This window comes from Halopseudomonas sp. MFKK-1, assembly GCF_027474385.1.
Classification (GTDB): domain Bacteria; phylum Pseudomonadota; class Gammaproteobacteria; order Pseudomonadales; family Pseudomonadaceae; genus Halopseudomonas; species Halopseudomonas aestusnigri.
The window spans coordinates 2,373,913-2,399,407 of record NZ_CP114836.1 but is presented as its reverse complement, the minus strand read 5'-3'; the positions used below and the strand labels follow the sequence as shown (position 1 = coordinate 2,399,407).

Annotated in this window: 25 protein-coding genes and 1 tRNA gene; 7 read left to right on the top strand and 19 right to left on the bottom strand. The window is 61.0% G+C overall.

From position 1 onward, the window contains the following. Window positions 1-4 precede the first annotated feature (4 nt). Genes ccmE through ccmA form a run of 5 tightly spaced genes read right to left on the bottom strand, consistent with a single transcriptional unit; the run spans window position 5 to window position 2,702 of the window. Window positions 5-463 carry a cytochrome c maturation protein CcmE gene (gene ccmE / locus O5O48_RS11270; RefSeq protein WP_088273676.1) on the bottom strand — a complete coding sequence of 153 codons (459 nt, stop codon included), beginning with the start codon at window positions 461-463 and terminating at the stop codon, window positions 5-7. After that, window positions 463-630 (bottom strand): heme exporter protein CcmD, encoded by a 168-nt coding sequence (gene ccmD / locus O5O48_RS11265; protein ID WP_088273675.1) that lies wholly within the window; start codon window positions 628-630, stop codon window positions 463-465. Before ccmD ends, ccmE begins: the two co-directional genes overlap by 1 nt. Beyond that, window positions 627-1,370, bottom strand: coding sequence for a heme ABC transporter permease (locus tag O5O48_RS11260; protein ID WP_088273674.1), 744 nt, complete (start codon window positions 1,368-1,370; stop codon window positions 627-629). Before O5O48_RS11260 ends, ccmD begins: the two co-directional genes overlap by 4 nt. 19 nt (window positions 1,371-1,389) lie before the next feature. Beyond that, entirely contained in the window at window positions 1,390-2,064 is a 675-nt protein-coding gene (ccmB, locus tag O5O48_RS11255; protein ID WP_088273673.1) for a heme exporter protein CcmB, read from the bottom strand. Next, window positions 2,064-2,702 (bottom strand): cytochrome c biogenesis heme-transporting ATPase CcmA, encoded by a 639-nt coding sequence (gene ccmA, locus O5O48_RS11250; protein ID WP_228246159.1) that lies wholly within the window; start codon window positions 2,700-2,702, stop codon window positions 2,064-2,066. Before ccmA ends, ccmB begins: the two co-directional genes overlap by 1 nt. 169 nt (window positions 2,703-2,871) lie before the next feature. On the opposite strand from ccmA, the gene fliK reads away from it, so the two are divergent. Both fliK and O5O48_RS11240 read left to right on the top strand, forming a co-directional pair. After that, window positions 2,872-4,584 carry a flagellar hook-length control protein FliK gene (fliK, locus tag O5O48_RS11245; protein WP_269687038.1) on the top strand — a complete coding sequence of 571 codons (1,713 nt, stop codon included), beginning with the start codon at window positions 2,872-2,874 and terminating at the stop codon, window positions 4,582-4,584. After that, entirely contained in the window at window positions 4,584-4,907 is a 324-nt protein-coding gene (locus tag O5O48_RS11240) for an EscU/YscU/HrcU family type III secretion system export apparatus switch protein (protein ID WP_434006941.1), read from the top strand. The genes fliK and O5O48_RS11240 overlap by 1 nt, the downstream gene beginning before the upstream one ends. 13 nt (window positions 4,908-4,920) lie before the next feature. Here the strand turns inward: O5O48_RS11240 and O5O48_RS11235 are convergent, their stop codons facing one another. From O5O48_RS11235 to flhA, 14 genes are all read right to left on the bottom strand, one after another. After that, window positions 4,921-5,331 (bottom strand): DUF2802 domain-containing protein, encoded by a 411-nt coding sequence (locus tag O5O48_RS11235; protein WP_228246161.1) that lies wholly within the window; start codon window positions 5,329-5,331, stop codon window positions 4,921-4,923. A 3-nt stretch (window positions 5,332-5,334) separates the two neighbouring features. Beyond that, window positions 5,335-5,814 carry a chemotaxis protein CheW gene (locus tag O5O48_RS11230; RefSeq protein ID WP_088273668.1) on the bottom strand — a complete coding sequence of 160 codons (480 nt, stop codon included), beginning with the start codon at window positions 5,812-5,814 and terminating at the stop codon, window positions 5,335-5,337. Between the two features lie 70 nt (window positions 5,815-5,884). Then, the gene (locus tag O5O48_RS11225) at window positions 5,885-6,649 is read right to left on the bottom strand and encodes a CheW domain-containing protein (RefSeq protein WP_269687037.1); all 765 of its coding nucleotides are present in this window, start codon (window positions 6,647-6,649) and stop codon (window positions 5,885-5,887) included. A gap of 101 nt (window positions 6,650-6,750) precedes the next feature. Beyond that, the gene (locus O5O48_RS11220; RefSeq protein ID WP_088273667.1) at window positions 6,751-7,545 is read right to left on the bottom strand and encodes a ParA family protein; all 795 of its coding nucleotides are present in this window, start codon (window positions 7,543-7,545) and stop codon (window positions 6,751-6,753) included. Window positions 7,546-7,632: 87 nt separating this feature from the next. Then, complete coding sequence (gene motD / locus O5O48_RS11215) at window positions 7,633-8,466, bottom strand: flagellar motor protein MotD (protein ID WP_228246163.1); 834 nt, start codon at window positions 8,464-8,466, stop codon at window positions 7,633-7,635. 10 nt (window positions 8,467-8,476) lie between these two features. Further along, window positions 8,477-9,217, bottom strand: a complete 741-nt coding sequence (locus tag O5O48_RS11210; protein WP_088273665.1) for a flagellar motor protein — start codon at window positions 9,215-9,217, stop codon at window positions 8,477-8,479. Then, window positions 9,217-10,338 carry a protein-glutamate methylesterase/protein-glutamine glutaminase gene (locus O5O48_RS11205; RefSeq protein WP_088273664.1) on the bottom strand — a complete coding sequence of 374 codons (1,122 nt, stop codon included), beginning with the start codon at window positions 10,336-10,338 and terminating at the stop codon, window positions 9,217-9,219. Before O5O48_RS11205 ends, O5O48_RS11210 begins: the two co-directional genes overlap by 1 nt. Before the next feature lie 125 nt (window positions 10,339-10,463). Further along, complete coding sequence (locus tag O5O48_RS11200; RefSeq protein ID WP_269687036.1) at window positions 10,464-12,728, bottom strand: chemotaxis protein CheA; 2,265 nt, start codon at window positions 12,726-12,728, stop codon at window positions 10,464-10,466. A gap of 155 nt (window positions 12,729-12,883) precedes the next feature. Continuing rightward, the gene (locus tag O5O48_RS11195; protein WP_088273662.1) at window positions 12,884-13,678 is read right to left on the bottom strand and encodes a protein phosphatase CheZ; all 795 of its coding nucleotides are present in this window, start codon (window positions 13,676-13,678) and stop codon (window positions 12,884-12,886) included. Between the two features lie 21 nt (window positions 13,679-13,699). Beyond that, complete coding sequence (locus O5O48_RS11190; protein ID WP_172409633.1) at window positions 13,700-14,077, bottom strand: chemotaxis response regulator CheY; 378 nt, start codon at window positions 14,075-14,077, stop codon at window positions 13,700-13,702. Between the two features lie 221 nt (window positions 14,078-14,298). Next, entirely contained in the window at window positions 14,299-15,036 is a 738-nt protein-coding gene (locus O5O48_RS11185) for an RNA polymerase sigma factor FliA (protein ID WP_228246165.1), read from the bottom strand. Beyond that, complete coding sequence (fleN, locus tag O5O48_RS11180) at window positions 15,033-15,860, bottom strand: flagellar synthesis regulator FleN (RefSeq protein ID WP_088273659.1); 828 nt, start codon at window positions 15,858-15,860, stop codon at window positions 15,033-15,035. The genes O5O48_RS11185 and fleN overlap by 4 nt, the downstream gene beginning before the upstream one ends. A gap of 32 nt (window positions 15,861-15,892) precedes the next feature. Continuing rightward, window positions 15,893-17,260 carry a flagellar biosynthesis protein FlhF gene (gene flhF / locus O5O48_RS11175; RefSeq protein WP_269687035.1) on the bottom strand — a complete coding sequence of 456 codons (1,368 nt, stop codon included), beginning with the start codon at window positions 17,258-17,260 and terminating at the stop codon, window positions 15,893-15,895. A gap of 68 nt (window positions 17,261-17,328) precedes the next feature. Then, the gene (flhA, locus tag O5O48_RS11170; protein ID WP_088273657.1) at window positions 17,329-19,455 is read right to left on the bottom strand and encodes a flagellar biosynthesis protein FlhA; all 2,127 of its coding nucleotides are present in this window, start codon (window positions 19,453-19,455) and stop codon (window positions 17,329-17,331) included. A 290-nt stretch (window positions 19,456-19,745) separates the two neighbouring features. Here flhA and O5O48_RS11165 point away from each other — a divergent pair, with 290 nt between their 5' ends. The 5 genes from O5O48_RS11165 to bfr all read left to right on the top strand — a co-directional run bounded on the left by O5O48_RS11165 (window position 19,746) and on the right by bfr (window position 25,100). Then, window positions 19,746-20,906 carry a tetratricopeptide repeat protein gene (locus O5O48_RS11165; RefSeq protein WP_269687034.1) on the top strand — a complete coding sequence of 387 codons (1,161 nt, stop codon included), beginning with the start codon at window positions 19,746-19,748 and terminating at the stop codon, window positions 20,904-20,906. A gap of 17 nt (window positions 20,907-20,923) precedes the next feature. Beyond that, window positions 20,924-23,230, top strand: a complete 2,307-nt coding sequence (locus O5O48_RS11160; protein ID WP_269687033.1) for an EAL domain-containing protein — start codon at window positions 20,924-20,926, stop codon at window positions 23,228-23,230. Window positions 23,231-23,307: 77 nt separating this feature from the next. Next, a complete protein-coding gene (locus tag O5O48_RS11155; RefSeq protein ID WP_269687032.1) occupies window positions 23,308-24,306 on the top strand; it encodes an LLM class flavin-dependent oxidoreductase in 999 nt (332 codons plus the stop codon). A gap of 43 nt (window positions 24,307-24,349) precedes the next feature. Continuing rightward, window positions 24,350-24,423: transfer RNA gene (locus O5O48_RS11150), tRNA-Gly, on the top strand. Window positions 24,424-24,635: 212 nt separating this feature from the next. After that, complete coding sequence (gene bfr, locus O5O48_RS11145; RefSeq protein ID WP_088273649.1) at window positions 24,636-25,100, top strand: bacterioferritin; 465 nt, start codon at window positions 24,636-24,638, stop codon at window positions 25,098-25,100. Window positions 25,101-25,495: the final 395 nt, after the last annotated feature.

Sequence of the window (25,495 nt, the reverse complement as noted above, 5' to 3'; positions counted from 1 at the left end):
CCCCTTATTCCGCTTGCGGCTGCTGGGCAGCCTTGTTGGCCATGGCGTCATTCATCGCCTTGGCCACTTCGGGCGGCATGTACTCTTCATCGTGCTTGGCCAGCACCTCGTCTGCCTCCAGCACGCCATCGGCATTGATGCGACCCAGCGCGACGATGCCCTGCCCTTCACGGAACAGATCCGGCAGGATGCCACTGTAGGCAATGGTCACAGCCTTGGCGCCGTCGGATACATCAAAGCGGACATCGAGGGAGTCGGTCGAGCGCTCGACGCTGCCCTCGACCACCATGCCACCAGCACGAATGCGCGCACCCTGGGGTGCCTCGCCGTCGGCAATCTGGGTCGGGGTGTAGAACAGGTTGATGTTTTCGCGCAGGGCAGTCAGGGCCAGCGCCACGGCGGACCCTACTCCCAGCAGAACCAGCAAAATCAGAATCAGGCGTTTCTTGCGTGCGGGATGCATCAGGATTCCTCTCGCCGACGACGGCGTGCTTCGGCCTGCACCAGCCGACGACGTCCGATCATCGGGGTGAGGAACAACAGGATCAGAACTGCAGCCGTAATTCCGTAGGCAGTCCAGACGTAGGGGCCATGTCCACCCATGGCAAAGTAGGTCGCCAGGTCGCTCATGAATTGTTCTCCAGCGCATCACGTACCCAACGGGTCTTGTGCTCGCGCTTCAGGATTTCCAGCCGCATGCGCATGAACAGATTCAGCGTAAACAGCCCGTAGAACGCCAGAACCATAACCAGCAGCGGCAGCCACATTTCCGGCGGCATGGCCGGCTTCTCGGTAATAGTGAAGGTGGCAGGCTGGTGCAGGGTGTTCCACCAGTCGACCGAGTACTTGATGATCGGGATATTGATCACGCCGACAATCGCCATCACCGACGTCGCCTTGGCTGCGGTATCACGATTGCTGATCGCCATGCGCAGGGCAATGATGCCAAAGTACAGAAACAGCAGGATCAGCATCGACGTCAGTCGCGCATCCCACTCCCAGTAGGTGCCCCAGGTCGGCTTGCCCCAGATCGAACCGGTGATCAGCGCAACAAAGGTCATCCAGGCCCCGATCGGCGCCGCACACTGCAGCGCGACATCCGCCAGTTTCATGCGCCAGACCAGGCCAACGACGCCAGCTACCGCCAGCATCATGTAGCAGGATTGGGCAAGAATCGCCGCCGGCACATGGATGTAGATGATGCGGAAACTGTTGCCCTGCTGGTAATCCTGCGGGGCAAACACCAAACCCCAGACACTGCCGACAACCAGCGCCAGCAGACTGAAGGCAGCGATCCAGGGCATCAGTTTGCCGCTGATCTCATAGAACCATTTGGGCGAGCCCAGTTTGTGGAAAAACGTCCAGCTCATTCGCCGTTCAACTCCGCAATTATTCGCTAACCCCGATTCGCAGGCCCGCTGCGATTGCCAGCGGAGCCAGACTCAATGCCAGCACTGCCAGGCAGCCCAGCCACAGCAGGTAACCCTGCACCGGCAAACCCTGCAATGCCGCATCCATGGCACCGGTGCCGAGAATCAGCACCGGGATATACAGAGGCAGTATCAGCAATGCCAGCAGCATGCTGCCGCCGCCCTTCAACCCTACCGTCAGCGCCGCACCGATGGCTCCCAGCAGGCTCAGTACGGCCGTACCGAGCAGCAGCGTGGCACAGAGTACCGGGATCACCGACCAGGGCAAAGCCAGCATCATGCCCAGCACCGGCGTCAACAGCACCAGCATGACACCACACATCAGCCAGTGGTGCAGCACCTTGACCAGCACCAGCAGTGTCAGGGGATGGGGAGACAATACCCATTGCTCCAGCGAGCCGTCCTCAAAGTCACTGCGAAACAGCCCATCCAGCGACAACAGGGTTGCCAGCAATGCCGCAACCCAGATCACACCCGACGCCATGCGCTGCAGCAGCGCCGGCTCGGGGCCGACCGCCAGCGGAAACAGAGTAATGACCATGGCAAAGAACACCAGCGGATTGAGCACCTCGCCGGGGCGCCGCCAGGTCAGTTGCCATTCTCGGCGCAGCAGTTGCCAGAGCACGCTACCCATCAGCAAACCCGCCCCAGATCCAGCCGCCGAACCTCATTCAGGTGGTCCAGACTGTGGTGGGTTGTCAGCACCGCGATGCCGCCGTCGCGAGCAAACGCCAGAATCTGCTGTTCCAACACCTGCACTGCCGCCCGATCCAGCGCGGTAAAGGGCTCGTCCAGCACCCAGATCGGCTTGGCGGTCTGCAACCGCAATCGTGCCAGCGCCACACGACGCTGCTGGCCGGCTGACATCTGCCGACAGGGCACATCTTCATAGCCGCGCAGGCCAACCGCAGCCAGAGCATCCCAGATCGCCTCACGGTCGACGGGCTGGTCGAGCGCGCAAAGCCAGGACAGATTCTCTTCTGCGCTCAGGGTCGCTTTTACCGCCGTGGCGTGACCAAGAAACAGCAAGTGGCGGCGCCAGAACTCGCGCCCGCTGCCACCCAGGATAGATCGGCCACCGTAATGAATATCACCGGCCGAGGCTGGCATCAGGCCAGCCAGAATACGCAGCAGACTTGTCTTGCCTGCACCATTGGGGCCGGCGACCTGCAATACGTCACCTGCCTGAAGACAGCAGTCCAGCCGGGCAAAGAGCTCCCGCTCATCCCGCTCACAAGCCAGGTCGATAATGTCGATCTGCTCAGCTGCCACCGCTGCTCCGAACGCTACCTGGGGTGGTAGCGGCTAATTAATGATCCCGCCCCGTCTGCCGCTATACTCTGTAGCCAGCAAGACCTGCGGGAGCGCCTGTTTTCCAGCGGCGCCATTATACATGCCCCCCTTTTGCGGGGGACCTCGATTTACGTCAACATGTGACAGCATGAGCCCCGACATTCGCCTGCCACCGACCAGCAACACCCCGCCAACCGGCAGCACCAGTGCTGCGCCGGCGCGTTCTGCCGGCGCCATAATGGTGGCGCTGCAGCTATTGCGTCCAATTGACGCACTGCAGGTTTTGGGCGGCGATCAGGCTGACGCGGATGTCGTGCAGAGCAGCGCCAAACCGAATGCAAGCGGCCAGTTCGATCTGCTGCTGAAGATCGTCAAGCAGGACATGAGCGGTACCACCACCCTGCCTGCCAGCAGTAACCAGCCGCTTGCGACCGGAACCCGCATGGTGGTCCAGGCGGTGACCCAAACCCAGCTGATGGCAGTCGTACAGCAGGTCAGCGCACAAAATGCCCAGCTGCTGACCCGCCTTGATCCGGCGCAGTTTCCTGCCGGCTCCCCGGTCCAGGCGCGGGTGATCAGCCAGCAATCGATTCCAGCCACCACCAGCCAGGCTGCGCGCTACGAACTGGTGGCCCAACTGGTCCAGCAGAGCGCCCAACAGACACTGCTGAGCATTAACAGCACGCGCCCGGTCGAGCCCGGCACCCTGCTCAACGCAACCGTTGGCAGCCAGGGCGAATTGCGCGTGCTCAGCAGCAGCGAGCAGGTCCGCCAGGCCGATCTGCTGCAAGGCTTGCGCGCCGCCTTCCAGCAGCAGGCTTCATCAGAACTCCTGCTGACGCGACTGGCCTCGCTGGCGGCATCGCCAGACGACTTGCCGGCCGTGCCGGCACTGCAACTGGCTGTCGCCAACGTACTGAAGCAGATTGTCGATGCGCCGCAACTGATGACTGCGACCGGCGTCGCCAATGCGGTGGCTCAGAGCGGCAATTTTCTGGAAGCCAACCTGGCACGTCTTGCCGATATCATGGGCCGACAACAGGCTGGCGAACTCAACCCGGACGGCAAGGCTCCGGTTACGTCGCCCGGTGACGGTGCCAAGCCGGCCCTGCCCGCTCTCGACAAGCTGCTGCCGCTGCTGGCCAGCCTGAGCGCACCACGCGCAACAGAGCCGCTGGCCGGTGCAGACTTCAAGGGTGCGCTGGTCAGCCTGCTGGTTACCCTGCAGCAACAGCTACCGGGCTCGGCCCTGACGCCACAGCAGACGCCGACCGGACCATGGCAACAGGCAATGCAGCTGGCGCAGCAAGGCGTAATCGTCAAGCCTGGCCTCTTCCCCCTGCCCGCCCGTGCCCTTCAGGCACTGGGCGAAACCAACGATCTGGGCAGCCTGCTGCGCCTTACCGCAGCACTGTTATCGCGTATTCAACACCATCAACTGCAGAGCATGGGCCAAACCCAAACCTTCTCGGACGGCAGCAGCCAGACAACCTGGCAGCTTGAAATCCCGCTGCGCGACGGCCAGCAGTTCAACCATGTTCAGGTCCGCATCCAGCGCGATGAGTCGGCGCCAACACCACGTCAGCCGGAACCGGTGCCGATATGGGAAGTCAGGCTGGCGTTCAATCTGGATCACCTGGGCAACATGCAGGCAATTGCCCGTCTGCGAAATGACAAGGTCAGCAGCGAGCTGTGGGCAGAGCGGCAGGAAACACTGGGCCTGATCAACAGTGAAATCGGCGCCCTGCGCGACCGGCTGCTGGCCAAGGGGCTGGATGTCGGCGAGCTGAGCTGCCACCGGGGTACACCACCGCCACCACGCCAGCCGGTCCAGCAAGGCTGGATCGACGAGGTAACCTGATGAGCACATCCCGAGAAGCGATTGCGCTGGTCTATGACGGCGGAGAACAGGCACCGACCATTACCGCCAAGGGCGAAGGGGATCTGGCACAACAGATCATCGACCTGGCGATGCAGTACGAAGTACCGATCTACGAGAACGCCGACCTGGCAAGAATGCTGGCACGCATGGAGCTGGGCGATCAGATACCCGAAGCCCTGTACCGGACGATCGCCGAAATCATTGCCTTTGCCTGGTACATAAAGGGGAAGCGGCCGGCGGGATTCGACCCGGATGCCGGCAAGGAAAAACCACTGCAGCTGGAACGCAAGGAACAGCAGTAGTCTGGCGTCCAGGTCAACCCTGGCGGGAAGCGTGCAGTTTGACGAACAGTTCGGCCTCGGCCTTGGACAGACCGCAGGATTGGGTCAGATCTTCAATACTGGCGCCCATGCCGACCAGCCTGGCGGCCTGGTTATAGGGCATCGCCTGGGGGTCCTGCTGCTCAAGCTTGAGCTGCTTGTCTTCGAGTCGCTTGACCTGCTGGCGCAGTGCAGTCAGCTCTTCCCCCATGCGTATACTGCCCTGCTGGAAGGTGGCAAGATCCCGTGCCAGCTGGTCCATCCGCGCCTGCAATCGAACGTCCAGTTGCTGCTGCAGAGTCGGCAGGCGACGCACCTGGACGAACAGGGCAATGAGGCCGACCAGCGCGGCCAGCAACAGGCCGACCACACCGCCCACCACCAGCAGCAGCCAGGGCTCATTCATCTGTCAGAATCCCGACAATTCTGCCCACTCGTCCTCGGTCATCATCTTCTCGAGATCGACCAGAATCAGCAGCTCGTTGTTCTTGTTGCAGACGCCCTGAATAAACTTGGCCGACTCATCCGTACCCACATTCGGTGCCGTCTCGATCTCGGACTGACGCAGGTACACCACCTCGGCCACGCTGTCGACCAGGATGCCGACAACCTGCTTGTCTGCCTCGATGATCACGATGCGAGTGTTATCGGTGATGGGAGCCGGGCTCAGGCCAAAGCGCTGACGGGTATCAATAACCGTCACCACATTGCCACGCAGGTTGATGATCCCCAGCACATAGGAGGGCGCACCCGGCACAGGGGCGATCTCGGTGTGTCGCAGTACTTCCTGCACCTGCATAACATTGATGCCGTAGGTCTCGTTGTCGAGCCGGAAGGTCACCCATTGCAGGATCGGATCTTCAGCACCTTGTCCCGAATTATTCTTCATTGTCTTGCTTCCCGATCATCATTTAAGTCCAGGGCTCGAGCGCGTCACTCGGCAACGCCACCCTACCCGCTCATCCTAATGCTGGCGCCGCGGCATTACCAGCCGCAGCAGAGCCTGCGTTACCCACTATCAGCTCGGCCAGCGCAGACACATCCAGCAGCGCACACATGTGATCAATCACGGTACCCGCAAGCCAGGGTCGCTTGCCCTGCTGTGAGCGCCATTTGATCTGTTCCGGCGCGAGCCGAATCGACTGCTGTACGCCGTGCACGGCCATACCCCAGTCGTAACCTTCAACCGAGATCACAAAGGACAGGCTGTCCTTGAGCTCCGGCGTGTAGCGCTCGGGCATGACCCAGCGCGCCGTGTCCAGCACCTTGATATTGCCGGCCTGGGTGGCGAGGATACCGAGAAACCAGTCCGGCTGACCGAACAGCGGCGTAATTTCATCTTCCAGCGGGTAAATGGTACCCAGCAGCACCAGTGGCACCGCCAGTTTGAGCCCGCCAACATCAAACAGCAGCGCCTCGAAAGGCTGTTCCCGCCACTGCGGCGCTGACCTGGCCGGCGGTACAGGTTCGGCGGCGATCGGATCGGGCTCTTCGCGCGCCGCCACCACCGGCGGCGCAGGCCTGGCCACAGGCCGATCAGGCTCCGATTTTTCCAGCACTCGCAGCGGCGTCGGCTCGGCAACCTCAGGCTGCGGAGCCGGCGCAAGACTTTCCTGTTCGGCACGGGCCAGCTCATCAGCCGCATCCTGCAGCAGGGCATCCAGATAATGCTGAATGGTCTGCTCGGGCACGAACTCCTGAACCGGCAACAAGGGTTTACTCATAACAACCAGATCGTCTCGCATTGCCGTCACCCCATAGGTAACGGCCTGTATTGGTTATCGGCGCGCCAAGGCAAAGCATTAGCGAACCCGGCAGCCCGTTCTCACGCCACCTGCTCACGGCGATTGAGCGACTGGGCCAGCAAAAACCGCAGCAACGCCCGGTAAGCCAGCACCCCACGGGCATTCTGATCAAGCTGCGATGGCACCACGCCCGCAAGGCTGGCGTCGCGCAGTTTCGTATCAATCGGAATGTACGCCTGCCACAGATGCTCCGCGTAGTCGCGACGCAGCAGCCGCAAGGTATTGAGTGACGCCTGGGTACGGCGGTCAAACAGCGTGGGCACGATGGTGTAGGGCAACGCCTGCTTGCGCGAGCGGTTGACCATGTTGAGGGTATGCACCATCCGTTCAAGCCCCTTGAGTGCCAGGAACTCGGTCTGTACCGGAATAATCAGTTGTTCGCACGCCGCCAGTGCATTGATCATCGACACGCCGAGGAGTGGCGGACTGTCGATAATGACGAACTGGTAGTCGTTCCACAGTTGCGCCAGCGCTCGCGAGATCACCAGACCATACCCGCCCTGCGCGGCCGACTGACGCTCCAGGGTCGCCAGCGAGGTGCTTGAGGGCAACAGACCGATATTCGGATGCGAGGTCTCTTTAAGCAATGCCGCCGCAAGCCCCTCGGGCACCTGCCCGTTGTGCTGAAACAGATTGAAAACGCTGCTGGTCAGCTGGTCGGGATCCTGGCCGAAATAACTGGTCATCGAGCCGTGCGGGTCGAGATCCACGACCAATACCTTCTGGCCCTGATCTGCAAGCAGGCCCGCCAGCGCGACGGCTGTCGTGGTCTTGCCCACCCCGCCCTTCTGGTTGGCTACAGCCCAGACTCTCATACCCTGCCTCCGAGGATGCCGGAACCACTGCGCATCCCGCAAAAATAATGAAACGCCAACATTCTGACAGCCCGCCGTCTGTTTTACCTATTGCAGAGCGTCCGATGCAGGAGCCGTGCCAGAAGGCAACGGCGTGCGCGCTTCACGCATCACATCAATACGCTCGTCAGGTTCAGCGATTTGCTCGTGCCGAGTGTCAAGATAACGAGATACCAGCAGCACCACCCGACGATTGGCCCTGCGGCCAGCCGCCGTCGTGTTATCGGCAACAGGCCTGAATTCACCATAGCCTACCGCAGCCAGCCGGTCAGGGTTGACTCCGCCATTGCTGAGCATGCGCACCACACTGGCCGCCCGCGCGGCAGAAAGCTCCCAGTTGGTCGGATAGCGACCGGAGCGAATCGGAATGTTGTCGGTAAAGCCTTCCACATGCACCGGATTGTCATAGGGTTTGAGAATGGCCGCGATCCGGTCAATCAGATCAAAGGCGGCATCCAGCGGGAGCGCATCGCCGCTGGGAAACAGCAACCCCGAACTCAGCTCGATCTCGACCCACATCTCGTTGCCACGGACCTCCAGCTCACCGGACTGGATGAGATCCCCGAAGGCCGCTTCCATCGCTGCGGTGATATCCTGCAAGGCGTCACTGGTGCCGTCAGGACTGCCAGCACCGATAGCGTCATTGTTCTCGCGGGTAATACCGCGCGGCAGTTCCGAGCCGATCTGAATCGGGTCAACCGAGCGCTGCGGCTGGTTGAAGGCACCGACCAGCGTATCGGATAACACCTTGTACTTGCCCTCGTTGACCGAGGAGATGGAGTACATGACAACGAAAAAGGCGAACAGAAGCGTGATGAAGTCCGCGTAGGACACCAGCCAGCGCTCGTGATTCTCATGCTCTTCCGGTCTGGATCGGCGCATCGTTCAACCTCTAATCCAGAAAGCCCTCAAGCTTCATTTCGATCGACCGCGGATTCTCGCCCTCGGCGATCGACATCAGGCCTTCGAGCAGCATTTCGCGGTATTTGGACTGCTGCAGAACCACCGCCTTGAGCTTCGCAGCAGCCGGCAGCATGAACAGGTTGGCGAGCGCCACGCCGTAGATGGTGGCAACAAAGGCAACCGCAATGCCGGCACCCAACCGCGACGGATCAGCGAGATTGCCCATCACATGAATAAGCCCCATCACCGCCCCGATAATACCAATGGTCGGCGCATAGCCACCCATGCATTCGTACACCTTGGCCGCCATCAGATCGCCGTGTTCCTTGTTGACCAGATCGACTTCCATGATGCTGCGCAGCGCTTCGGGCTCGCTGCCGTCAACCAGCAGCTGCAAGCCCTTGCGGGCAAAGTTGTCAGGCTCCAGCTCGGCCATGCTTTCCAGCCCGAGCAGCCCTTCCTTGCGCGCGATGGTGCTCCAGTTGATAACCTGGCTGATACCCTCACGCATGCGGTTGGCCGGCGGGAAGATGATCCAGGGCAGAATCGCCAGCGCCCGCTTGAACACGGTAAGCGGCGTTTGGATAAATGCAGCACCCAGGGTGCCACCAATGACGATCAGGCCTGCCGGACCGTTGAGCAGCGCGGTAGCGTGACCACCTTCGAGGTAGTTACCACCGATGATAGCGACAAACGCCAGAATGACGCCGATGACGCTAAGGATATCCATCAGCTGAGCTCAGCCAGGTAACGACCGATTTCATCCAGGTTATAGATGCCATCAGCCAGATTAGCCTTGGCAACAGCCATCGGCATACCGTAGATCACGCAGCTGGCTTCGTCCTGGGCCCAGACCGAACTGCCGGCCTGCTTGAGCATGCGTGCGCCCTCACGACCATCAGCCCCCATACCGGTAAGAACCACCGCCAGCACCTTATCCTGGAAAGCCTTGGCGGCCGAACCAAAGGTCACATCCACACACGGTTTGTAGTTCAATCTCTCATCACCGGGCAGAATGCGCACAACGCCACGCGAATCCACCATCATCTGCTTACCCCCCGGTGCCAGCAGCGCCCGGCCGGGACGCAGCACGTCGCCGTCCTCAGCCTCCTTGACGGAAATCCGGCACAGCTTGTCCAGCCGCTCGGCGAACGCCTTGGTGAAGGCAGCCGGCATATGCTGGACCAGCAGCAACGGAGCAGGAAAATTCGCCGGCAGTTGGGTCAGTACTTTCTGCAGCGCCACCGGCCCCCCGGTCGAGGTACCAATGGCCACCAGCTTGTAGCTCCGCTTGCGCGGGGCCGGACTGTTTTTCACCGGTGCCGACGGTGCGGGTGCAGCGGTCGGGCGCGCAGGGGCACTGCTCGACAAGCCCGAAGCCGGGCGCGAGGCCAGCCCGGGTGCGGGGGCAGCAGCGGGCGACGGGGTGGAGTGCAGACCGAGCGAGCGACGGTTGGTTCGGGCCAGGGCGGTAACCCTCTCGCACAGCATCTGACGCACCTTGTCAGGGTTGCGCGAAATGTCCTCGAAGTTTTTCGGCAGATAATCGGCCGCACCGGCGTCAAGCGCATCCAGGCTGACGCGGGCACCCTCGTAGGTAAGCGAGGAGAACATGATCACCGGCGTCGGACAGCGCTGCATGATCTGCCGGACGGCTTCAATGCCGTCCATGACCGGCATCTCGTAGTCCATGGTGATCACATCCGGGTGCAGCGCCAATGTCTGCTCGATGGCCTCACGACCATTGTTGGCAGTACCGACTACCTGGATTTGCGGATCGCCGGCCAGAATCTCCGTCACCCTGCGGCGAAAGAAACCCGAATCGTCGACCACCAGAACCTTAACCGCCATACCCTCTCCTGACCTGCGTCCTGCACATGAACTGATTCATAACTGTTTTGGCGGGCTTGCAGCTTCCCGCAGACAACACTTGCTTAAGCCTTTGAGGGACGCGCGGCGCGCCCCGCAGCAGGCTATCACATGCGTCGCGCATAACGCTTGAGCAGGCTCGGAATATCCAGAATCAGGGCAATACGACCGTCGCCAGTAATGGTTGCCCCAGCCATTCCGGCGGTACCTTGCAGCATACGCCCGAGCGGCTTGATGACCACCTCTTCCTGACCAACCAGCTGATCGACCACAAAGCCGACACGCTGGGTACCCACCGACACGATCACCACACTGGCCGCCGAATGATCGCTGGTATCTTCCACTCCCGGCATCAGCCAGTGCTTGAGATAGAACAGCGGCAAGGCTTTCTCGCGCACGATGATCACCTCCTGACCGTCCACCACGTTGGTGCGGGACAGGTCGAGGCTGTAGATCTCGTTGACGCTGACCAGCGGCAGCGCGAACGCCTGGTCGGCCAGCATGACCATCAGGGTCGGCATGATGGCCAGGGTCAGAGGTACCTTGATTGCGATCCGCGAGCCCTGCCCCTTGGTCGACTCGATGCTGATCGTGCCGTTGAGCTGGGAGATCTTGGTCTTGACCACGTCCATGCCGACACCACGGCCGGATACGTCGGAGATTTCCGTTTTGGTCGAGAAGCCCGGCGCGAGGATCAGATTGAAGCATTCGGAGTCGCTGAGACGGTCCGCTGCGTCCTTGTCCATCATGCCTTTCTCGACCGCCTTGGCCCGCAGGATTTCAGGGTCCATGCCACGACCATCGTCGACGATGGTCAGCAGAATATGGTCACCTTCCTGCTGCGCAGCCAGCACCACCTTGCCCGTCCGCGGCTTGCCTGCGGCTTCACGCTCGTCCGGCAATTCGATACCGTGGTCTACCGAGTTGCGCACCAGGTGCACCAGCGGATCGGCCAGCGCCTCAACCAGATTCTTGTCCAGATCGGTCTCTTCACCAATCAGCTCAAGATTGATTTCCTTCTTGAGGTTGCGCGCCAAATCGCGAACAACCCGGGGGAACCGGCCGAAGACCTTCTTGATCGGCTGCATGCGCGTTTTCATGACCGACATCTGCAGGTCGGCCGTGACCACATCCAGGTTGCCAACGGCCTTGCCCAGCTCTTCATCACCGCTGGCCAGACCCAGACGCACCAGGCGGTTACGCACCAGCACCAGCTCACCGACCATGTTCATGATTTCATCCAGCCGGGCGGTATCGACGCGCACTGTGGTGTCAGCCGCTGGCGCCTCGGCGGGCGCAGCCGACTTGGCCGGTGCGGGTGCGGGTGCTGCGGCCTTGGCCGCCGGCTTCGCTGCAGCCTTGGGCGCAGCGGGCGTTACCGGCTTGCTGGCAGCAGGTTGTGCAGCGGGCTTGGCAGCCTCGGACTGGTCGGCCTTGGCGTCAGCAATACCGGGGGCAGCACCCTTGCCGTGGAGCTGATCAAGCAGCGCTTCGAATTCGTCGTCAGTGATATGGTCATCGGAACTGTCGGCAGCCGACGTCTCCGGTGCAGCAGCAGGTGCTTCCTTGACACCCGGGGCAGCACCCTTGCCGTGCAACTGGTCAAGCAGCGCCTCAAATTCATCGTCGGTAATGTCGTCACCGTCAGACGCCGGCCTGGACGATTCAGCGGCTGCCGGCTTGCCTGTCGCAGCTGCCGGCGCCTTGCCCGGGCCATGCAGTTCATCCAGCAGGGCCTCAAATTCATCATCGGAGATCTCATCGGCGCCAGCGGTGGACGCTGTCTGGGCAGCAGCAACAGAGGCTGCGGCAGCCGCACTGCCATCACCATGCAGGGCGTCAAGCAACTGCTCGAATTCATCGTCGGTGATGTCACCCTCGGCAGCGGCAGGTGCCGCAGCGTCAGCCGGACCAGCCTCGGGCTCCGGCTCAGGCTCAGGTGCTTCTGCAGCAGGCGGCTCGCTTGTTGCCTCATCCGCCGACGCGGGCTGAGCCAGGGCGGCCAACGCATCCAGCAGAGCAGGCGCAGCAGGAGTCGGCTCCTCGCTCTCTCGCACCTGGGCAAACATGCCATTGACCGTGTCCAGCGCCTGAAGAACGACGTCCATCAACTCGGGCGTGACGGTACGTTCGCCCTTGCGCAGAATATCGAATACGTTCTCGGCGATATGGCAGCAGGCAACAAGGGCGTCCAGCTGGAGAAAGCCGGCCCCGCCCTTTACGGTGTGAAAGCCGCGGAAGATAGCGTTAAGCAGATCCATGTCGTCGGGCCGGTTTTCCAGCTCGACCAACTGTTCGGACAACTGCTCGAGAATCTCGCCGGCCTCGACCAGAAAGTCCTGGAGAATCTCTTCATCCGCATCGAAACTCATGCACCCACTCCCCTCGGGCGTGTTATCGGAAGGCCACGCAATGCCGCCTTGAATTTCCATCTCGGCGCTGCGCAGTCACTCAACGTTGCTGCCAGGCAGCGACCTTGAGCAGTCAGACCGGCCGCGCGCTCAGCGTGCGGCAGTTACAGCTGACATCAGAATCCCAGGCTGGAAAGGAGGTCATCAACCTCATCCTGACCGGAAACAACGTCTTCCCTTTTATCGGCATGAATTTGCGGACCTTCACCCCTGGAGGAGGATTTTTTTCCGTCCTCGGGAGATTCACCATGATTGATGCCGGTAATGCGGTCGACCTGTCCCGCCATTCGGACCAGGTTGACCAGGCTCTCTTCGACATCATGCACAAGCGTAGTCACACGCTTGATCACCTGGCCGGTCAGATCCTGATAGTCCTGAGCGAGCAGAATATCGTTCAGATTGGTGGACAGATCCTTGCTGGTCGATTCGGTCTGCTCAAGGAACTCGCCTACCCGGCGGTAGAGGTCGCGAAACTCGTCCGCCGCCATCTCCCGGCGCTGCAGCCGCTGCCAGTCTGCCTTGAGGGCGTTCGCCTGCTGCCCCAGATCAGCGACCTTGGGGACGCTGGCCTCGACCAGATCCATGGTCCGGTTGGCCGCCTTGTCGGTCAGCTGAACCACATAGTCCAGCCGGTCAGAGGCATCGGATATCTTGGAAGTATCGTTGTCACCACCCAGCGCGTGGGTCGTGTCGATCTGAAAATTGACGATGGCATTGTGCAACGCGCGGGTGAGCTGCCCTACTTCGTGATAAAGACCACGGTCGCGTGCCTGATTGATGGCATGAATGACCAGCAACGCTTCACCGAAGTTGCCGCTCTCAAGGTGACCAACCAGCTGGTGCGCATTGTCCTTCAGCGAATGCTCGAATTCCTGAGCGGTCGCCTGGCCGGGATCCTTACTCAAAGCCATAACCTGTACCCCGGTTGATTATTATTTAGCCTGAACTCGCTCAAAGATTTTTTCGATCTTTTCTTTCAAGGCCTGAGCCGTAAACGGCTTGACCACATAGCCATTGACGCCCGCCTGCGCGGCTTCAATGATCTGATCTCGCTTGGCCTCGGCCGTTACCATCAGCACCGGCAGGTGCTTGAGCCGCTCGTCGGCCCGCACAGCGCGTAACAGGTCAATGCCGCTCATACCGGGCATGTTCCAGTCAGTCACCAGGAAATCGAAACTGCCGCTCTGCAGCATCGGCAACGCGGTGTTGCCGTCATCGGCTTCGGCTGTGTTGGTAAACCCAAGGTCGCGCAACAGGTTCTTGATGATGCGCCTCATCGTCGAAAAATCATCAACGATGAGAATTTTCATATTCTTGTCCAAGTCGACCTCCGTACAAACCAGGGAATGTGCAGGCCTGCACCCCAAAAACCCATCGCAAATAACCAATCAAGCCGTAAAAGAAGCTCTGATCAATCAGCTGGAAGCCAGCAGGCTGATCGGATGCACCCTCGAAAACGCCACCTGGACGTCCGGCCCGAAGCCACTACCTGTCGAGCAATCCGAGCATTGTCCGGATGTTGACGACAAAATCAATCATTTCGCCAGCTCATCAGCTTCGAGCGCAACCTAGCAGCACATTGACTGTGCAACTGACTGACCCTGGATTCACTGACACCCAGCACGGCGCCGATCTCCTTGAGGTTAAGCTCCTCATCGTAATAAAGCGACAGCAGCAGTCGCTCGCGCTCGGGCAACGTGTCGATTGCCTCGATCAAAGCCGCTCTGAAACGCTCATCCTGCAGCCCGGACGCCGGTTCCTCGCCGCCCTGCACATCTGCCGGCGCACCCGACTCAAGCAGATCATCAAAGCTGAACAACTTGCTGCCGGCGGTATCGCTGAGAATCGTATAGTACTCTTCCAGGCTCATCTCCAGCTCGGCGGCAACTTCGTGATCCTTGGCGTCACGCCCGAGCCGCGCCTCGACCGCGCGCATCGCATCACTGACCATCCGCGTATTGCGGTGTACCGAGCGTGGCGCCCAGTCGCCCTTGCGCACCTCGTCCAGCATCGCACCGCGAATGCGGATGCCGGCATAGGTTTCGAAACTGGCGCCCTTGCCGAAGTCGAATTTGCGGGAGGCTTCCAGCAGCCCGATCATACCGGCTTGCATTAGATCCTCCACCTGCACACTGGACGGCAGCCGCCCCAGCAGGTGGTAGGCAATTCGCTTTACCAGCGGCGCATACTGCTCGACGAGTCGATCCTGCTCACCGCGAGAACTCTGTGCTCGTGTATACATGCTCAATCCGCCAGCCTGTGCTGTCATAGGCCAGACCCTGTCGGTTGCACCAGACGTTCGACGAAGAACTCCAGGTGTCCTCGCGGGTTGGCCGGCAGCGGCCAGGCATCAACTTTCTGTGCAATGGCGCGAATTGCCAGCGAGGCCTTGCTGCGCGGAAAAGCTTCAAACACCGCGCGCTGCTTTTGCACTGACTTGCGCACCGCCTCATCAAACGGAACGGCTCCGACATACTGAAGTGCAACGTCAAGAAATCGATCCGTCACCTTGGCGAGCTTAGCAAACACCATGCGGCCCTCCTGCGGCGTGCCGACCATATTCGCCAGCACGCGGAATCGGGTCATCCCGTAATCACGGTTGAGCAGCTTGATCAGGGCGTAGGCATCGGTAATCGAGGTTGGCTCGTCACATACCACGACGAGCACCTCCTGCGCCGCCCGCACGAAGCTGACTACCGAATCACCAATGCCGGCCGCCGTATCGACGATCAGCACGTCGATATTGTCACCGATCTCGCTGAACGCCTGAATCAGGCCGGCATGCTGCTGGTGGTTGAGGCTCACCATGTTGGCGGCCCCCGAGGCGGCCGGCACAATACGAACGCCGCCGGGGCCGGTGACCAGAACGTCGCGCAGATCGCACTTGCCCTCCAGCACGTCGGCCAGCGTTGCCTTTGGCTTGAGCCCCAGCAGCACGTCAACGTTGGCGAGACCAAGGTCAGCGTCGAGCAGCACAACGCGCCGTCCCATCTCCGCCAGAGCAAGGCTGAGATTCACCGACACGTTGGTCTTGCCGATGCCACCCTTGCCCCCGGTGACCGCGATTACCTGAACCGGATGTTTGCTGCCCATCTGCGCTGATTACCTTAATCCTGTGAAATTGCTTAACTGGCCCGCTGGCTGTTCATCATACCGGCAAATACGTCGGCCATGGTCTGATCTGCCGGCGCATCATTACCTGCCATACTAACTGCACGACTCACCAGCTGATGCCCGACGGCGCGGCTGATATCGTCGGGAATGCGCTGGCCATCTGCCAGATAGGCTACCGGCAAACCCTGCTCCATCGCCAGCCCCAGCGATTCACCGAGCGTTGCGGCCTCGTCCACTTTCGTCAGAATGCAGCCCGACAGACCGCACGCCTTGTAAGTATGGTAGGCCGCTTTCATCACCCGGTGCTGGCTGGTCGCCGGCAGCACCAGCAGATTGCGTACCCGACGCCCCTGACTGGCCAGGGTGTCGAGCTGGCCGCGCAGGTAGGGATCGTTGGCCTGCAGGCCGGCAGTATCAATCAGAACCAGGCGCTTGCCGGCGAAATCGGCCAGCACGTCATTGAGATCCTGCTGCTCGTCCACCACCTTGACCGGCACATTGAGAATACGGCCCAGGGTGCGCAACTGTTCGTGTGCGCCGATACGATAGGTGTCCATGGTGACCAGAGCAACGTGCTGACTGCCGTGCTTGAGCACGTAACGCGCAGCGAGCTTGCCCAGGGTAGTCGTTTTGCCGGCACCGGTGGGGCCGACCAGCGCGATCACGCCGCTGGCATCGAGCGGCTCTTCGCGCAGCACCGGCACACGATGCGCCAGATAGGCCAGCAGCATGCGCCAGGCCTGACGCGGATCACTCACGTCAGAAACCTGACGCAGCAGATCCTGACTGACTTCGGCCGGCAAGCCCATCTGGGTCAGACGGCGCCAGAGACCGGCCTGTTTCGGCTTATGCTGATTGAGCTGCCCCCAGGCCAGACCACCCAGCTGAGACTCCAGCATTTCCCGCAGCCCGGCCAGTTCGGCGCGCATGGCGCTGAGGCTGGCATCTTCAACGGCCGCTGCCGCCGGCGAGCGCTCCGCAGCAGGCCGGCTGGCTGCAGCCGGTGCCGCCGGCTCAACCGGCTCCTGAATCAGCCGATCCAGCAGATCACGGGCCTCCACAGAACCCTGGCGAGCCGCGTGGCGCATGCTGTCACCAAACAGCTGGCGGTTGACCAGCGGCTGGTCGTGGGAAGCCATCTCGCCCACCTCCAGCTCGGCGCGCGCGGCAACGATGCGCTCCTGGGTCTTTTTCAATTCAGCATCCAGACCCGGTGTCGGTGCCGTCAGACGGGGCGCCTCGTAGTCCAGCGCAGCGGTCAGTTCAACGCCACCGGCCACCCGGCGATTGGCGATGATCGACGCATCAGCGCCCAGCTCATCGCGAACCAGCTTCATCGCCTGGCGCATGTCTGCGGCAAAGAAACGTTTGACTTTCATGGCTGACCTCGTCGCTTTTCTGGCACCGCCCGCTGGCGGTTGCTGTCATTCATTCAGAGTGCTGCAGTTCAGTTCTGGCCAACCGTCGCAATGATGGTGACCTGCTTGCTGTCCGGAATTTCCTGGTAGGACAGTACATGGGCGCCCGGGGCTGCGTAGCGTACAAACTTGGCCATCATCATTCGAATCGGCCCCGCCACCAGCAGTACTGCCGGCTTGCCCTGCACTTCCTGCCGTTGTACGGCATCAGACAGTGAGCGCTGCAACTTCTCGGCCATGCCAGGCTCCAGCAACATACCGTCGTCGGCGCCCTGACCGGCCTTCTGCATACTCTGTAGCAACATCTGTTCCAACCTTGGCTCCAGCGTGATCACAGGCAGCTGAGAGTCAAGCCCCACAATGCTTTGCACGATTGAACGTGACAACGCGACACGCACCGCGCCGATCAGCGCGCCGGTATCTTGACTCTTGTTCGAGTTGTTGGCGATGGCCTCGGCGATGGTCCGGATGTCACGAACCGGCACCTGCTCCTGCAGCAGGCCCTGCAGCACCTTGAGCAGGTTGGACAGGGAGATCAGCCCCGGCACCAGCTCCTCGGCCAGCTTCGGCGACGCCTTGGCCAGCACCTGCATGAGCTGCTGCACTTCCTCATGACCAATCAGCTCGTGGGCGTGCTTGTAGAGAATCTGGTTGATATGGGTGGCAACCACGGTGCTGGCGTCAACCACGGTATAGCCGAGTGACTGCGCCTGATCCTTCTGGTTAGGCTCAATCCAGACTGCGTCCAGACCAAACGCCGGATCCTTGCCGGGCACACCCTTGATCTCGCCAAAAACCTGACCCGGGTTGATCGCCAGCTCACGGTCGGGGTAGATCTCGGCCTCGGCCACACCCACGCCCATCAGCGTCAGGCGGTAGGCATTGGGCGCCAGATCAAGGTTGTCGCGGATATGGACCGAAGGCATCAGAAAGCCCAGATCCTGCGAAAGTTTCTTGCGAACGCCCTTGATCCGCGCCAACAGCTGCCCACCCTGATTGCGATCAACCAGCGGGATGAGTCGATACCCGACTTCAAGCCCGACCATGTCAACCGGGGTCACATCATCCCAGCCAAGCTCGCGGGCCTCCGGCGCCTGAACGGCCGGCAACTGGGCCTGCTGACGCTCTTCCTGCACCTTTTCTTCCTCCTTGGCCTGCTGACGCTTGGCGATGAGATAGGCACCCGCCGCCGCAATCGCACCGAGACTGAGAAAAGAGAAGTGCGGCATGCCAGGGATAAGCCCCATGACGATCAGAATCGCCGCAGCCACCGCCAACGCCTTGGGCGAGGCAAACATTTGACGCTGAACCTGCGCCCCCATGTCTTCCGAGGAGGAAACCCGGGTCACCATGATCGCCGCGGCAGTCGAAAGCAGCAGCGACGGGATCTGGGCAACCAGGCCATCACCGATGGTCAGCAGCACATAGATGCGACCGGCTTCGGCAAATGGCAGCCCGTGCTGCGCCATGCCGATCGCCAGACCACCAATCACGTTGATGAACAGAATCAGCAGGCCGGCGACGGCGTCACCGCGCACGAATTTGCTGGCACCGTCCATGGAGCCGTAGAACTCGGCCTCCTGGGCCACTTCCTGACGACGCGCCTTGGCCTGATCCTGATCGATCAGACCGGAGTTGAGATCGGCATCGATTGCCATCTGCTTGCCCGGCATGGCATCCAGGGTAAAGCGCGCACTCACCTCGGAAATTCGGCCTGCGCCCTTGGTGACAACCACGAAGTTGATGATCATCAGGATCGCGAACACCACCAGACCAACGACGTAGTTACCGCCAATCACCACCTCACCGAAGGCCTGGATTACCTTACCGGCCGCATCCCCACCCTCGTGGCCATACAGCAGCACTACGCGGGTGGAGGCCACGTTGAGCGCCAGACGCAATAAGGTCGAGACCAGCAAGATGGTCGGGAAAACGGCAAAATCCAGCGGTCGCAGCGCGTAGGCGCACACCAGCAATACGACCAGCGACAACGCAATATTGAAGGTAAACAGTACGTCGAGCAGAAATGGCGGGATCGGCAGCATCATCATGCCGAGCATCACCAGCAGCAGAATCGGGATACCCAGACTGCCGTGGCGCAAGCCGGCCAGATTGGTCCGCATATTTCCCATCAGTTGCGCGCGATCGACAGCCATTGGCGAAAAAGTCCCCAGATCAAATATTTGACGCAGATTGCGTTGTACCCGGGACTACGCAAGAAGCGTTCCACTTTAGGAACCCGCAGGCCCGGTACAGGTCTACCAATGGCTGTTCGCCTGCACTCGAGTTCTGCTTCGTCCCGGCAAACCTTCTGATAAACTGCCTGACGCTGTAACGGCAAAGGATGGCCAGATGACTGACCCGGCAGATTCGTGAGCACCGAACGCTGCCATCCACTGCCACTACAGCCCGATACTCGCCGGCTGGTCGCAACCCGAGAGGTATCATGCGCGCGCCTATCGCTCTGCTACTTGGACTGAGCATCGCCCTCAGCGGATGCCAAACCCTGTCTGAACCCGACAGCCTGCTGAGCCGTTCCGGTGAAATAATCAGAACCCAGAGCCAACGCCTGGCCGACCTGGCCTCGAGACTGACCAGCGACCCGGCTGCCCGGCAGCGTCATGCCGACGTCGAAGCGCTGTTCGCGCAACCGTACATCGATCCCCTCACCCGCTACCTGAACGCCCACGCCGACGATCCGGTCTACTCAGACTACATTCCACTGGTCGAAGAAGAACGAGACAGCCGCTGCGAGGCCATCGGCCAACGCTACGCCGCCGAGCAACCGACCCGCGACAACTTGCGGAGACTGCGTGCCGGCTATCAGTTTTCCTGCCCAAACCAGGTGGGCGCGTTTGCAGCCCGGGTACCGCAGCCCGCAAGTACACCGTCCAGAAGCAGCCCAACCACGGACCAGCAGGAAACCTGCTACCTGCTGTTTGCCATCCGCAACTACAGCCAGGCTGGCAATGCCTGCCGCGCTGCAGCCGAAGCAGGCGATGCCAAGGCCCAGCATCACCTGGCAAGCATTGCCGACAGCACCGGGCAAGGCGACACGGCACTGCGCTGGGCCCGCGACTCTGCCGAACAGGGCAATACTGCGGGCCAGCTGCTGCTGGCTGATCTACTGCAGCGACAAAACAGCAGCGAAGCCGACAGGGACGCCTTCAGTTGGTTGAAAAAGGCAGCCGACAGCGGCCAGCCCGAAGCCCGCTATCAGCTGGCCCTGGCGTATCTGAACGGAACCGGAACCGCCGTCAGCCCGAACAAGGCCGAGGAGCAACTGCGTCGGGCCGCCCTGGCTGAGCACATACCTTCAATACTTCAGCTGGCTCGCAACCACCCAGACACCGCGTCTGCCCGCCGCTGGCTAACCGAGGCTGCAGAGCTTGGGTCAGCCGAAGCGCAATACCGTCTGGGGCTTGATTACATGCAGGGTAATGGCGGCCCGCAAGATCTGGAGCAGGCATACTTCTGGCTAAGTCTGGCGCTGGTGAACGGAGAGTCCCGCGGCCGACGCTACGTCGAACAGCTGTCTGGCCAACTCAGCAATGACCAGCTGACCAGTGCGCGCAGCGCCCTGCAACAGCGTATCAACAGCCGCTAAGGTTGAGGGTGACAGGGATGCTGCCAGTCAAACGCGCAATCATGGTTCTGCTCAGCCTGCTGGTCGGGCTGTTCCTGCTCGGCAGCTGGTTGATCGCCAGCCTGAATCTGGAGTTCGCCGAGAATGCGATGGGTACGCTGCGCGAACGCCAGATTACCGACACCTTTTATGCCAACCTTGATCGCATCAATGCCCATCACCGACTGATGGAGCAGAGCACCCGCGGGCTGGCCCGAGCCGGCGGACTGCTGCTGCGCAACCCTGCCGATCCGGCGACGCAGGCAGATACCCTTCGCAACGCCCTGCAGGACTTTCCCGACAGCTACGGCAGCAGCCTTTGGTACAGCGAGCCCGGACGCCCGGCCCACTATGCCTACCGCCAGGGACAGGGCATACAGGTCGAGCCGGTCAGTGCCGACGAACAGCAGCGTCTCACCACCTGGTTTCAGCGTCTGCGCGGGCTGCAGCCACCTATCGAGCCAGCACAGCAATGGACCGCGGCGTATTACAAAAGCAGCATCAACGCGGTGGTGATCAGCCATGCCACACTGATACGTGATGCGCAGGGACGCCCTCTTGGTCTGGCCATGACCGACTGGCTGGCCGATGACATCATCAGCACTGTCAGCCGGGTCGAAGTGACGCCCGGCACCTTTGCCTTTTTGCTGGACCACGACAACCGCAACCTTTCCAGCCTGTCTGACGCCGCCGACGTCGATCGCGCCCAGCGGATGATCAACAGCGTGACTGCGCTGCAGCTTCATCAGCGACTGCAGGACCAGCCGCTTCCGATTATCAGTTCAAGACAACTGGCATCGCCGATGCAGCAACTCAGGCATCAGGTAGACGAGCAGGACTACAGCCTGTTTTACTCGCCAACCCGTGCCGGCATGATCTTCGGCATCGGTGTTCCGCAAGCCGAGATCGATGCGGTACTGACGCCGATGCGTGACAGCAGTACCCGCATTCAGCTGCTGGCGGGCACGGTCATGCTGATCATTTCCGCGCTGATTCTGTATCTGGTGGCCGGCACCCTGCGCCAGCTGCGCAACCTGTACACCGATCCCCTTACCCATCTGCCCAACCGCGAACGGCTGCTGGCTGATCTCAGGAAAACCCACACCGCGAGCCTGCTGCTGCTCAATCTGGATGCCTTCAAGGAAATCAACGATTTCTACGGCCACCAGTGCGGCGATCACGTTATCGCAACGCTGGCCCAGGCGCTGCAGCAGCACCTGAACGAACGCGCGGACTGGCGCGGAAGCCGGCTGTACCGGATGCCGGCCGACGAGCTGGCCATCTGGCTACCAGGCCATCACAGCCAGGAACAGCTAACCCCTGCCCTGACGCGGCTGCTCGGCTTCATCAGCAATCTGGAGATTCGCTGGCAAGAGCAGGATATCCCGCTCCACGCCAGTATTGGCGTGGCGTGCTGCAACCAGCGCGAAGCGCAGGACCTGAGCGGCGAGCAGTTGCTGCCGGCAGCAAACATCGCACTCGAGCTGGCCCGCGCCGGCAACGAGAGCTTCGTGTTTTACGACGCCAGCCGGGGCGTGCGCGAAGGATACGAACAGAACCTGATTGGCGCCAACCGGCTGCGTGCAGCGCTGGAGGAGCAGCGCATCGTCGCCTTCTTCCAGCCGATCATGGACGTCACCAGCCAGCGTATTGAAAAGTACGAATGCCTGGTGCGAATGATCGACGAGCAGGGGGAACCGGTCAGCCCGATCCATTTTCTTGAGCTGGCGAAGAAAGTGCGCCTGTATCGCGCGATTACCCGCTGCATGATCGACAGCGCAATCGCCCGTTTCGCTGATCAGCGCCACAGTTTCTCGATCAACCTCTCCTGCGAAGACCTGCTTGATCCGGAGCTGGCCGACTACATCATCTCGACGGTAGAAAGCCACGCTATCGGACAGCGCGTCATCTTTGAAATCCTCGAATCGGAAGGTATCGAAAACTACGCCGCCGTACGTCAGTTCATCGACCGCGCCAAGGCTCTGGGCTGCCTCATTGCCATTGATGACTTCGGCACCGGCTATTCAAACTTCGAACACCTGCTCAGACTCAACGTCGACCTGATCAAGATCGACGGCAGCCTGATCCGCCAGCTCGACGAGAACCCCACCGCACTGACCCTGTGCCGCGGCATCGTCCAGTTCGCACAGGAGCTCGGCCTGCAGACCGTTGCCGAGTTTGTTCACAGCCCAGCCGTCCTCAAACAGGTCAGGGCACTGGGTATCGACTTCGCCCAGGGCGCTGCGATCGGCATGCCATCGGCCAGCCTGATCACGGAAATAGACCTCCATCAACCTGCTGGATGAATGGTCCTCAGGGTTGCAAGGGCCATCGCAGGCGCCGAGGATATTCAACCTAGCCACTAGCAATCACGGAACACCCCATGAGCCAGGCTGCGATTCGCTTGTCCGTCCTTGACCTTTGCTCGATCAGCGAAGGCGCCACAGCTGCCGATGCCCTGCACAACGCCCAGGCCATGGCAAGGCACTGCGAGACGCTCGGCTACCACCGCTACTGGGTGGCCGAACACCACAACATGCTCGGTATTGCCAGTGCCGCCACCTCTGTCGTCATGGGCTATCTGGCCGGCAGCACCCAGCGCATTCGCATCGGCTCCGGCGGCATCATGCTGCCCAACCACGCGCCGCTGCAGATCGCCGAGCAGTTCGGCACGCTGGAATCGCTCTACCCCGGCCGCATCGATCTTGGCCTTGGTCGCGCCCCGGGCACCGACCCGGCCACCGCGAACGCCCTGCGCCGCGGACGCACCGACGGCGAAGACTTTCCGCAAATGCTCGAAGAGTTGCGCCGTCTGTTTGCACCGCTTGAGCCTGGGCAGCGCCTGCGTGCCGTGCCGGGCAACGGCTTGAACATTCCGATCTGGCTGCTCGGCTCCAGCACCTTCAGCGCCCAGCTGGCCGGCCGCCTCGGCCTGCCCTTTGCCTTTGCCGGACAGTTCTCTCCGGATTACCTGTTCAGCGCCCTGCGGCTGTACCGCGAAAGCTTCCGCCCGAGCGATGAATACAGCGAGCCCTACGCCATGCTCGGCATCAACGCCTATGTCGCGGACGACCGCGAGCAGGCCCATTACCTGGCCAGTTCCCATCAGCAGGCGTTTCTCAACCTGATCCGCGGTACACCGGGACAGCTGCCACCGCCGACCCGGGATATGGAATCACTCTGGCAACCGCATGAACGCCATCAGGTGATGTCGACGCTCGCTGGCAGTCTCATTGGCGACCTGCAGAGCGTGACCGGCCAGCTGTCCGATTTGCTGGAGCGAACAGGCGCCAATGAACTGATCGTGAACAGCCCGATTTTTGACCAGAATGCACGAAAGCACAGCTACCGACTGCTGATGCAGGCCAGCCAGCAACTCTGAGCCCCTTCCCTGATGCAGGCGACTCTGGTAAAAAGACGCCTGCGCGGGTGTAGTTCAATGGTAGAACGGCAGCTTCCCAAGCTGCATACGAGGGTTCGATTCCCTTCACCCGCTCCAATTTCGCTCCCTTCTGCTTTACTTTCCATTGTCACAAGCCGGTCAGGCGAGAAAAGTTCGCGTACGCAAATGCCTCTGCTTATGCTTTTCTCTACGACCAACATACCAATAACCCCTTGTAATGATTGGCTTTTTCTGCAAAAACGGATGACAAGAGCGATCCGCTTGGGCACAATCTCCAGTCAAACGTTAATGTCAGTGGAGTACCCGCCATGAAAGGCCATCCGGACGTCGTCAGCTGTCTTATCGATCTGTTGCGAGGCGAGCTTGGCGCACGGGATCAGTATTTCCTGCATTCGCGACTGTACGAAGACATGGGCTATGCCAAGCTGTACGAGCGCATCAACCATGAGATGGAAGAAGAAACCCAGCACGCCGACGCTATCCTCAAGCGTCTGCTGTTTCTTGAAGGCAAGCCGGACATGCGGCCCTCGCCCATCACCCCCGGGAGCACCGTGCAGGAGATGCTCGAGTCAGACCTCAAGCTGGAATATGAGGTACGCGAGAACCTGGCCAACGCCATTGCCCTGTGCGAGCGCGTCGGCGACTACCAGACGCGGGAAATACTTGAAGTCCAGTTGGCAGATACCGAAGAGGACCACGCCTACTGGCTGGAGCAGCAACTGCGCCTGATCAAGATGGTTGGTGAACAGAACTACCTGCAATCGCAAATGTAATCTGACGCCGCGCCACAGCCCTGCCAGCTGACGCTGGCAGGCGTCATCCGGCCATCCGCCCCCCCTGTACCGCACTGCACCTGCTTCCCCGGCGCAGCCCTTTATTTCCAGACCACAAGGTCAGCATTTCCGGAATTCGAACTAATATTCGTTAGTGCACCAGCCTGGTGAAGCCGAATCCCCCCTCTGCACCGGCATCGTCCAGTGCGGACCACGGATCAGAAGCCTCTCTTTCAACCCAAGCCTCAAAACTGACCGTTCAGACAGGAATTTGCAGCAACAGCCAGCCGTTGCAGCCGGCATGGCACCTTTTCTGCATTGCCAGCAGCTCCAGTCAATTGGAGTACTCTAGTGACCTCAGGTACCTGCCCAGATCGTCGTCAGACACGGATACT